At 63.1% G+C, this 9,730-nt stretch carries 14 protein-coding genes; 4 read left to right on the forward strand and 10 right to left on the reverse strand.

Annotated elements, in window-relative coordinates; all coding sequences use genetic code 11:
* Positions 1 to 400: fluoride efflux transporter CrcB (gene crcB / locus VGD20_RS10430; protein ID WP_331134382.1), on the forward strand; the 400-nt coding region annotated here is incomplete at its 5' end.
* Between the two features lie 237 nt (positions 401 to 637).
* Here the strand turns inward: crcB and VGD20_RS10435 are convergent.
* Together VGD20_RS10435 and VGD20_RS10440 are read right to left on the reverse strand one after the other, a co-directional pair.
* Entirely contained in the window at positions 638 to 1,816 is a 1,179-nt protein-coding gene (locus VGD20_RS10435; protein WP_331134383.1) for a GAF domain-containing sensor histidine kinase, read from the reverse strand.
* A gap of 127 nt (positions 1,817 to 1,943) precedes the next feature.
* A complete protein-coding gene (locus tag VGD20_RS10440) occupies positions 1,944 to 2,300 on the reverse strand; it encodes a response regulator (protein ID WP_331134384.1) in 357 nt (118 codons plus the stop codon).
* 225 nt (positions 2,301 to 2,525) lie between these two features.
* On the opposite strand from VGD20_RS10440, the gene VGD20_RS10445 reads away from it, so the two are divergent.
* A complete protein-coding gene (locus VGD20_RS10445) occupies positions 2,526 to 3,140 on the forward strand; it encodes an urea carboxylase-associated family protein (protein WP_331134385.1) in 615 nt (204 codons plus the stop codon).
* Between the two features lie 130 nt (positions 3,141 to 3,270).
* Here VGD20_RS10445 and VGD20_RS10450 read toward each other — a convergent pair whose 3' ends face one another.
* From VGD20_RS10450 to VGD20_RS10485, 8 genes are all read right to left on the reverse strand, one after another.
* Positions 3,271 to 3,927: a DUF6766 family protein gene (locus tag VGD20_RS10450; RefSeq protein ID WP_331134386.1), complete on the reverse strand. Its 657-nt coding sequence runs from the start codon at positions 3,925 to 3,927 to the stop codon at positions 3,271 to 3,273.
* Positions 3,914 to 4,537 carry a PRC-barrel domain-containing protein gene (locus VGD20_RS10455; RefSeq protein WP_331134387.1) on the reverse strand — a complete coding sequence of 208 codons (624 nt, stop codon included), beginning with the start codon at positions 4,535 to 4,537 and terminating at the stop codon, positions 3,914 to 3,916. Before VGD20_RS10455 ends, VGD20_RS10450 begins: the two co-directional genes overlap by 14 nt.
* Before the next feature lie 79 nt (positions 4,538 to 4,616).
* The gene (locus VGD20_RS10460) at positions 4,617 to 5,114 is read right to left on the reverse strand and encodes a hypothetical protein (RefSeq protein ID WP_331134388.1); all 498 of its coding nucleotides are present in this window, start codon (positions 5,112 to 5,114) and stop codon (positions 4,617 to 4,619) included.
* Positions 5,107 to 5,301, reverse strand: coding sequence for a hypothetical protein (locus tag VGD20_RS10465; RefSeq protein WP_084758192.1), 195 nt, complete (start codon positions 5,299 to 5,301; stop codon positions 5,107 to 5,109). Before VGD20_RS10465 ends, VGD20_RS10460 begins: the two co-directional genes overlap by 8 nt.
* A complete protein-coding gene (locus VGD20_RS10470; RefSeq protein ID WP_331134389.1) occupies positions 5,298 to 6,047 on the reverse strand; it encodes a Crp/Fnr family transcriptional regulator in 750 nt (249 codons plus the stop codon). Before VGD20_RS10470 ends, VGD20_RS10465 begins: the two co-directional genes overlap by 4 nt.
* Before the next feature lie 185 nt (positions 6,048 to 6,232).
* On the reverse strand, positions 6,233 to 6,790 hold the full coding sequence (locus VGD20_RS10475) for a hemerythrin domain-containing protein (RefSeq protein WP_331134390.1): 558 nt from the start codon (positions 6,788 to 6,790) through the stop codon (positions 6,233 to 6,235).
* Positions 6,791 to 7,075: 285 nt separating this feature from the next.
* Positions 7,076 to 7,795 (reverse strand): guanitoxin biosynthesis heme-dependent pre-guanitoxin N-hydroxylase GntA, encoded by a 720-nt coding sequence (gene gntA, locus VGD20_RS10480; RefSeq protein WP_331134391.1) that lies wholly within the window; start codon positions 7,793 to 7,795, stop codon positions 7,076 to 7,078.
* A 96-nt stretch (positions 7,796 to 7,891) separates the two neighbouring features.
* Positions 7,892 to 8,824 carry a cation diffusion facilitator family transporter gene (locus VGD20_RS10485; protein ID WP_331134392.1) on the reverse strand — a complete coding sequence of 311 codons (933 nt, stop codon included), beginning with the start codon at positions 8,822 to 8,824 and terminating at the stop codon, positions 7,892 to 7,894.
* 186 nt (positions 8,825 to 9,010) lie between these two features.
* Between VGD20_RS10485 and VGD20_RS10490 the strand changes: the two genes are divergently transcribed.
* Together VGD20_RS10490 and VGD20_RS10495 are read left to right on the forward strand one after the other, a co-directional pair.
* Complete coding sequence (locus VGD20_RS10490; RefSeq protein WP_331134393.1) at positions 9,011 to 9,301, forward strand: hypothetical protein; 291 nt, start codon at positions 9,011 to 9,013, stop codon at positions 9,299 to 9,301.
* Positions 9,302 to 9,336: 35 nt separating this feature from the next.
* Positions 9,337 to 9,654 carry a hypothetical protein gene (locus VGD20_RS10495; RefSeq protein WP_331134394.1) on the forward strand — a complete coding sequence of 106 codons (318 nt, stop codon included), beginning with the start codon at positions 9,337 to 9,339 and terminating at the stop codon, positions 9,652 to 9,654.
* Positions 9,655 to 9,730: the final 76 nt, after the last annotated feature.

The following is a 9,730-nucleotide window of genomic DNA, read 5'->3' on the forward strand; positions in this document are numbered from 1 at the left end:
CCTGCTGCCAAAGAGCGAGGGAGGAATTGTGCGCGAATTGGTCATCATTTTTGTTGGATCGGGAGCTGGCGGCATACTTCGACATATCGTGGGGCAAGCCGCGCTCAAGATACTCGGTCCGTCCTTTCCCTATGGCACGCTCATAATTAATGTTCTCGGATCGGCATTGATGGGTCTGGTCGTCGGGTGGCTGCTTGCACGCTCATCGACATCGAATGAAGTCCGGCTGTTTCTGGCGACGGGTCTCATCGGCGGCTTCACAACCTGGTCAACCTTCGTTCTCGACGCCGTAACCCTTTGGGAGCGCCGGCAGCCCTTGGCGGCCTTCGGCTATGTAGCGGGTAGTTTACTTTTGTCGTTCGTCATCATTTCCGCAGTGCTGGTGATCGTCCGAAAGTAGTTCCCGCAATCGATAGAGCCTTTCCCGTTCACCAAGTGGAATGACCAATGTTTCAACCGACCTCGAAGATTCTGGACTTGGCCGAATTGCGGTCAGACCGCTTTTACTTTGCGAGCGTTCGGTAAAGCTGACACTATATCGCCGACTTTCTCGGCGCAAACGAGATACTTACCCGGAGTCCGCGGCGAACTCGTTGAGGCCCCTCTGCTTTAATTTCGGCAGCAACGACATGCTACGTCATGTCGCCGAGAGTCCCATACGAAACGCAAAGCTCGTTTCGGTCGGCGAAGACTGGACTGTCAGACTGCCGCCATGCGCCTTGGCGATCGTCGAGGCGATATAGAGGCCGAGGCCGAGGCTTCCGCTTGCGTGCGATTCTGCGCCCTGTTCGAAGGGCTGGAACAATGTTTCGCGCACCCGCATCGGGATCTCGGGGCCATTGTTCGTGACCGACAAGGTGAATTCGTCGTCGCTTTCGCGGCACGCGACGACGACCGGCGTCCCCTGCTCGCCATGCGTTAGCGCATTACCGACGAGATTGGACACGAGCTGGCCGATCCGCTGGGCGTCGCACATCAGCGGCGTAACGGAATCGCAATGCAAGACGATCTCTCGGTCCGGATGGGCAATCGCCAATTCGTTTACGATCTGCGTCATGATCGCTTCCGCAGACTCGGCCTTGAAGCGGAGCGGCAAATCGCCGACCAGCCGTCCGCGCGCGAAATCGAGGATATTGCCGACCATGGCATTCATGCGGTCGATCGTCGCCTGCATAGCCGACATGATGAATTCGGCCCGCTTCTGGTCGGGCGCCCGCTTCATCAAGGAAAGCCCGGCCTCGAGTGCCGCCAGCGGATTGCGAAGATCGTGGCCCAGTACGGCGATGAACTGCTCGCGCTGGATTCCGGTCTGGCGCTCGCGACCCAGATCCGCCTGCGTTTCGGAAAGCTGCGCCCCCATGCCCAGATGAAAGCCGATCAGGTCGGCGAACATCCGGAAGATGTTGCCCACCTCGGGCCGGTCAAGATCGCGCGGTTCGGGATCGATCGCACACAAGGTTCCGAAAAAACGCCCGTCGCGAAGGACGATCGGAAAGGAGATATAGCTGCGGAACCCGTAATGGGCGGGGGTATGGTGGCTGCGGTAGACAGCGTCCCTCGCGACGTCGGGTATGACCACGGCCTGCCGGCTGTCACGTATCTCGTGGCAGATCGTGGTCTCGAGCTTCAACTCGCCGCCCGGTTCGAGGCCGAATGCGATGTCGTCCTTGACGCTGCACGCGACCCAGCGCGCTTCGGTAACGCGGGCAATGGCGGCAAAGCCCATCCCCGTTACGCGGCACACGGTATCGAGGATGGCAGGCACGACATCGATCGCGCGGATCGCTTCGACACTGCTGGCCGGGTCGATTTCCACTCATCCTCCGTCGTTCAGTGCGTTGCGGTCTCGCTGTAAATGGACCTAGACGGCAGCAGGGCGCCGGCGTCAATCGCGAACGCCAAGCCCATGAGCAGTTCACCGCGCAGCCTCGAGGGCGGCGGCGTCACTGGAGCGCAAGGATTTTGGCGGTAAGGTCGTTCGCGCTATAGGGTTTGCGCAGGAACTGCCCTTGCGGCGGGAGCGAGGTTTCGCTCAAGCGCACACCGCCCGAGGTCACGAGTATCTTGATATCGGGCCATCGCTCGCGGATGCAGGTCGCGAGCTGCAGCCCGTCCATCGAACCGGGCATCTCGATATCGGTAAAGACGATGCCAATCTCGGAACTTCGCTCGAGCAGGACCATGGCCTCGTCGGCATCGGACGCTTTGAGAACGATATAACCCTCGTCTTCGATGATGCCGAGAGCCATCATCAAAATCAGCGGATCGTCCTCCACGACGAGTATATGCGAGACCGGCATCAAATTCTCCTTGCGGCCCAAAACCGCAAAGCCGGATCGGCACCTCATGTGCCCCATATGGCACAGACAGGGAAGCAACGCCCGGGATCGCGATTCGTCCCACGGTTCGTCCGATATTGTCTCTCCCGACCCACTTTCGTTTCCGTTCGCAGCTTTCGACGTCGCCATCCGTATAAAGGACGACGGATCCGCCTTTCGTACGACTCCCATCAAGGGCTCCAATCAATGGTTCAACACATTGCGCCGCGCAGCGGCACCGCCTTTTCCTTGCGCGAGGGCGATATCTTGCGGGTGATCGATCCCGAAGGCGGCCAGGTGAGCGACCTGCTCGCCTTCATGCAGGGCGATGTCCGCGAAGCGCTCTCGAACGGCCGCACCTTCGATTATGAAGAGACGATCCGGCTCACGACGGGGAACCGGCTCTGGTCCAACCGATCGAACCCGATGCTCGAAATCGTCGAGGACGGCGTCGGCACGCATGACTTTCTTCTGACGCCGTGCAGCGAGGCGACCTTCCGCCATTTCTATGCCGACAAGCCGGTCCACCGCGGCTGCTTCGGCAACCTCGCCGAGGCCCTCGCCCCTTTTGGAATCGGCGAAGACGCCATTCCGGTTGCCTTCAACATCTTCATGAATGTCCCGGTGGATGGAAAGGGAAAGCTCCAGGTGTTGCCGCCACCCACCGCACCTGGCGACTATATCCGGATGCGTGCCCTGAGCGATCTGGTGATCGGCCTGACCGCCTGTTCGGCTTACGACAGCTGCGGAGGCAGTTTCAAACCGATCCATTATGAGATCGAGAGCCAGGCCGGCACAGCTGCTGCGACCGGCGACCTTTAAAGACCGGCGCCCGCGATGTGAGGCCTGCGATGGAATGCCGGCCGCCACACCTTGTCGGCGAATGCCCGTTACGATGGTCTCGGTTCAGATCGCGCCCGCCGGCCGACCTCTCTTGCTTCCCGTCTCATCGTCAGTCGCCGGTGTGCGCATGCGAAGCCGCAACCGCCTTCGATTCGGGAGATTCCTTCTGACGCAGAAAGATCGAAAGCAGCACGAGCACGGCGGTCGACAGAAATTCGCTTTGCCAGTTCTGGAAGGATTCAAACCACAGTTGCGGATCGCCAAGATAGGCGATCGTCGACAGCGCGGCCTCGCCATGTTCCTTCGCCTCGATAGCCGCAGCGCGCGCGCTTTGTGTCCAGTGCATCACGAAGGAGAAGAGAAAGAGCAGGAACAATGCGATGCCGAGCGAACGGGCATAGAGCGCACGTGCGAGGCGACCTTTGCGCAAGATGGCCGGCGCGCCCGGCTTCGATGCCTGCGCCGCGAGGTCGGCGTCGCGCGGCGGGCTGTCGGGGTCCTTCGATTCCGACGAGCCGCGCTGGATGAGCATGGCGGTCAGCACGACATAGGCCGACATCTGCAGGAATTCGCTCTCCCAATTCTCGAACACGCTCGACAGAAATTCCGGGCTTTGCGTGTAATTCATCAGCGACATCGCTGCCCGGCCATGATGCGACGCGTCCGCAGTCGCCACATGCCAGCCGGTCAGCCACTGACCGACGATGGTGGCACCAAAGAGCAGCAGCAAAACGACAGTGAGGCTGTTGTTCCTAAACAGTCGCATGCAGATCCTCCTTATCGACGGCGGAACGCCCCGAAGCTTCCGATTTCCGGCGATCCGCACCCGGCACACGCGCCGGCCACTCGCCCGCGCCAAGCTCGGGGCGACGTTCGAACTGCGATTTCGTCTCCAGGAGAATGAGCCCGTCGGCATGGCAGTCGACGCTAGCGAGCGGGACGGGGCGCAGCGTCTCCTCGATCCCCCCAAGGCCGCCGCTCGCAACGACGATATAGCTTACCCGCCCGGTTTCACATTCGATCATCGCATCGACCGAGGATCCGACGGTCTCTCCGCGCATATCGCTCACCGGCAGGCCCGACAGGCTGGTGGCGGAAAACAAGCTCGAACCGGGGCTTTTCCGGCTGGACCTCGATGCCGACCGCGCTCCATCCTCATAGCAGCGCTGCCGCCCGAGCCATCGCCACACGCCGACAAGATTGACGAGGGTCAGGAAGACATTGGTCGCAACCAGATTGGTCTGACCGGATCCGAGGCCGACGAGCGACCAGCCGATCGAGCCGACCGTGAAGACGATGAACCCCCAGCCGGTGACACGTGCGCCAAGATTGGCGGCGGTCATCATCGCGGCAATCATCGTGGCGACCGGCGCCACCAGCCCAGCAATCTGTTCCAGCCCGTTATCCTTTCGACATGATCGTCATCGCCGCATCCTCGCGGCGCATCGGCGCCAATCAACGCGCCCGCGAGCGCCCTGTTCGACGTGGCTTCCTTTCCGCAACCTTCAACCGGCGGACATTGGCCCGCACCTGACCGCGCACGGGCGCCAGGCTCGCCGAACCGAGCCTTGCACCGGCCCCCACGGAGCGTAACGCGAGAACGGCACTGCGCTGGCCGAGGTCGGCGAGTTCGGCGACGGTGGGCGGTCGTCCGCGCATGGCCATGACGCCAAGGTGCTGCAGATATTTCATCCACAGCGATCCATTGTCCCACCAGACGGTGGCAATCGCGGAGCCGGCAAGCGCGAAGGCTTCCATCTTTTCGGGGATCATGCGCCCGAGCTCGGCATGATCGGCGGTCCAGGGCGATACAAGGGCCTCGCCGATGATCGCGCTGCGCGCTGCGACGACGCGGCTCGCGCCGTCGAGCGTTTCGGCGGCGTGCCGGCCCGTGGCGTGCATCGAATGGCCGGCCGAGAGATAGCGGCTCCACTGGCCGAACGGGTCAAACATCGCCGTTCGCCCTCTGTGCTTCGGCAATCGCCGCCGCGTCGATCAGGCTTTGGCCGGTCCGCGCCGCAGCATCGGCGGTCATCGTCTTGGCGATCCCGTCGGGCCCGTCGAGGAAAACAAGCCCCCCTTCGGCGCTGGCGATGCCGGGTTCGGTTTCGGGCTCGAGTCCGGCTGGGATGGATCTCATGATTTTGGCCTTTGGCGGGAGGAGAGATGCTCGACGTCGTGGTTGTTGTAGAGATAGGCGGGGTTGAACTGGCCGCGCGCCGCCAGACCGGCCGGATCGAGGATTTCGACGAGCGACGAACGGAAGATGCATAATTTCTCTTCGCGAAGCTGACGCATCACGCGGTTCACATGCACCGTCGTGAGCCCGCAGATTTCGGCGAGGTCGGCCTGCGTCAGCCCGAGCGCGAACCTTCGTCCGTCGCTGAGTCCGGCCGAAAAGAGCCTTGCGTTCGTCTCGCAGAGGAAGTGGGCAACGCGCCCGGTGGCGTCGAGGCGCCCGAGACGAAAAAGCCAGGCGCGATGAATCGCCGCATCGAGCAATGTCACGAACCAGAGCTTGCGGACGAGCTGCGGCATTTCCTCGGCGATCGCCTCGAGCTCGGCGTGGGGCACGATTGCGACCGTCGCGGGGGTCAGCGTCGCCACATCGTGATCGAGCACCTTGAGCGGGAAAGCGTGAAGATCGAGAAAATCGCCCGGAAGGTGGATCGCGACCAACTGCCGGAGCCCGTTCCGGTCGTCTAGATAGCGCGACATGATGCCTTCGACGAGCAATGTGCTCTGATCGAGCGGCTCGCCTGCCCGCGCGATGATCTTGCGCGCAGCGAAGGTCTTCACCTCGCTGATCGCCGCCTCGAGCCGCGTGCGTTCGGCGGTATCGAGGCTTGCACCGCGTTTGTCTCTCAGGAAGCGTTCGGTGAACATGTCTGACGATCCTCGTTCGGTTTCGGGAAGCATCAGTGGAAGGCCTGTGCTTCCTCGCAACGACCGATAAGCGCGAGCGTTGCATCGGGCGCCAGGGCATTCATCATGACGGAGATTCAGTTCGCCGGGGCGACCCGCGGGCCGCTCGCTGAAGAGGCGGTCCAACGGGTCGGGCATTGGGCCGGTTACTTACCGGCCGCGGCCATCAGTTCGGCCTTTCGCGCAGCGAGCTGAACGCCCAGCGCCTTCAGGTCGAGATCGCTGTCGCGCGCCTCGGGGAACATTTCCTCTTCTTCTTCCTCGACATGATGATCGATATATTCGCCGAGCACGATGACCTTGGCGTCGAACAGACGGTCGCCGGCCTTCATCGCCTGGATTTCCGCGATCAACTGCTTCGCGCTGCCATGCTCGACCTCGGCTTCGTCGAAGAGGGCATCGTCGTCGACCGCCGGTCGCGCGGCGGGATAGAAGATTTCCTCCTCGATCTGCGCGTGAACGGTGAGCGCGAGGCAGATTTTGTCGGCGAGCGCCTGCTTGTCGCCCTTCGCCTCGAGTTTTTCATATTCCTCGAACCAGGTCTTCACTTCCTTGTGATCGGCCTTGAGCAGCTTGATCGCGTCGGCGGGGTGCTCCGCGGAAGGGCCGGGCTTGCCGTTGCCCTTCGCTTTCGATGCGGGCTCGGATTGTTTTCCGGCGCCGCTCGAAGCGGCTTTCCGGGAGGCGGATTTGGGTGCAGCCATGATGATTATCCTGTGACGAGGAGCGGAATGTCCCCGTTCAACGAACGAACGCCGGGCGCGGGCAATCGTCGCGCCGCGCGCGCGATTATTAACCTCGCTCAATCTCTTTTGCCGCCGTGCGGACAATCGCCATGGTCCGGATTGCGCTTTGCACGCGCAGGGCGAGGTCATTACCCGAACCTCGGACGGTGCCTCGGCGCAATGCCCATCGGTGGCCGCGATGGCCAATCGCAGACAGTCGACCGTCGCTGACGACAGACCGCGCTGCGGACCGCGCCCATTCGATCAGTCGCCGCGGCCGACCAGGACATTTCGTGGTGCAGGTGCGCCGCTCCGCCCCGCGAAGGGACAGACCCAGTCGCTGCCGACCGCCCGTCCCGAATATTGGCGCGCCTCCGACATGGTGCCATGGCTCGCGAGCATCGGATTGACGTCGCCGGCGAGCGCCACATCGCGCGCCAGGATCGTGCTGCGCATCTTGTCATAGACCCCGCTCGCGCGAAGCTGTTCGAACTGGTCGTGCAGGTTGAAGACCAGCGCCGGCCGCTCGAAGCGCCGCGCCGGACGGCTCGCGCGCGGGTGAAGACCGACGACGAAAAAGGCCTCGCCGCCAAAGCTCAGCGAGAAATGCGGGTCGCCGGGATCGGCGCTGACCCGCGGGTCGGCGATCTGGCCGTGGAAGTCGTCCTTCCGGGTCAGCGATTCGAGACGCTCCCACAGGCAGCGTTCGAACCCTTCCTCATCGAGCCCGCTATCCTCCTCGAACACGACCGCGAGCGAATGAAAGAGGCTCGGTTCGCGCGCGTAGGTCCAGGCCAGATCGAGCAGGTTGGGATAGATGCGCAGGTCGTCCCACGCCGACCGCATGTCGCGGCCGACGACGATCCGTATCTGCCCCTTGGCGAGGGCGGATTTGGCACCAACGCAAGGGAAAGCCGGATCGCGCACGAAGGCGTCGAAGCGGCGGGCCAGCGGGTGGTCGCGATCGTCGGTGGGTTGCAGCATGACCGGTAAACCGCTGAGAGGGTGGCCAGTTGCGCCCGACTAACTTCGGTTATAGCGATTTGCAGCAATTCGCGTGCCCGCCGATACGGGAAAATCTCAGTCGCGTCGCGGCGGCGGATACACCACGGCATCGCTCTGTTTCTCGGGACGGATGTAGATCGAGCTGATCCGCGGTTCGGCCATCTTGAGTTCGGTCTCCATCTCCTCGATCAAGCTTTCCGCACGGCCCATCGAGAGAGCGTCGTCGAAGTCGGCGCTGACCGCGACGAAGACGGTGTCAGGCGACGTGTGGATCGTTCGCACATGGTTCACCGCCGTAATCTCGGGGCGGCGATCGACGAGGCGCCAGATCGCGGCGACCAGATCGGGATCGGCGCTCTCGCCGATCAGCAGCCCTTTGGCCTCGCGCGCGAGAAGAACCGCGACGGCCGCCAGCACGCCGCCGATCGCAACCGACGCGATGCCGTCGATCCGTGCATCGCCGGTCCAGTGGCTCGCCCAGACACCCAGAGCGGCGATCGCAAGCCCGAGCAGCGCGGCGCTGTCTTCGAACAGCACGATGAAGCCTGCCGGGTCCTTCGAGCGTCTGACCGCTTCCCACCACCCCCGATCGCCCCGCGCGGTATTGAATTCGCGAACCGCGATGCTCCACGACATGCCTTCGAGGAGGAAGGCGATGCCGAGCACCACATAGTTGATCGTCGGATCGCGCAGCGGCTCGGGGTCGAGGATATGGCTCCAGCCTTCATAGATCGACACCCCCGCGCCGATCGCGAAAATCAGGATCGCGACGACAAAGGCCCAGAAATAGAGTTCGCGCCCATAGCCGAAGGGGTGGAAGGCGTCGGCGGGCCGTTTTGCGCGTGACTGGCCATAGAGGAGCAGCAGCTGGTTCCCGCTGTCGACGAGCGAGTGGACCCCCTCGGTCAGCATCGAGGACGAGCCGCTGATGGCGGCGGCGATGAACTTGGCGATGGCGATGCCGAGATTGGCGATCAGCGCGCCGTAGAGCACGATATTCGCTTTCATGTGACGATAGGCGGACGCGCTCTGCATGACTTCTCCGGGGCATCGTCTGGGAAGAAGCCATGGCCCGGCGGTCGGTTCCGCGAGCACGCCGGGCCTTCTGCCGCCCATTCCACAAACGGACTGATCCAGATCAACCCGGCAACCTTGGCCGCAGCGCGCCGTTTCTTCCTCGAAGAGGAGAAGATCATGACCGCAGCAACCCATCAACCCGGAAAATCCTCGGGCATCGGCAAGATCATGAGCGTCGCCGTAATCGGCGCGCTCTATTGGTTCACCCGCAAGAAAGCACCGAAATTTCCGAAAAGCGATACGCATTCGGCGGCTTTCGCCGACAGCGAAACCGATCCTGAAAATTTCGACCAGACGCGTTCGGCCGGCCCCGGCGGCATGCGCAGCGATGCGCGGCGCGCCTGGGACGGCGTCGATCAGGCGGCCGACGAATCCTTCCCCGCCAGCGATCCGCCCTCGACATATTGAGCGGCTGAACCTCCACAACCGAAAAGGAGATTGTCATGACCGATAAAGCTTCCACGCCGGGCTCGCTCCCGCCCGAGAATGCCGAGGACCGCGACAATGTCGGAACGGTTCGTCCCGGCGATTACCCGAAAGAGGAACGCGACGATGGCGATATCACCGGCGCCTCGAACCGTGGGCACCGCGCGAACAAGACCGGCAGCGGCCCGGTCACGGGCAGCGGTGCCAGCGCGGGCGGCGGTGGAAATCCGGAGGACTATGATTCGGATACACAGGCCGGCGGAGGCCATAAGCCGGTCCGCACCGACAATGGGCCGAGGACCGGAGCGGATGCTCCGCTTGGCGGGAGCCGCTGATTTCCCTGCATCGTGAGGGGCGCGGGCGCAGGACCGCCCGCGCCCTTCCCTCTTCCGTCACTGCGCCTTCCGCCTG

It is taken from the genome of Sphingopyxis sp., from assembly GCF_036402335.1.
GTDB lineage: Bacteria > Pseudomonadota > Alphaproteobacteria > Sphingomonadales > Sphingomonadaceae > Sphingopyxis.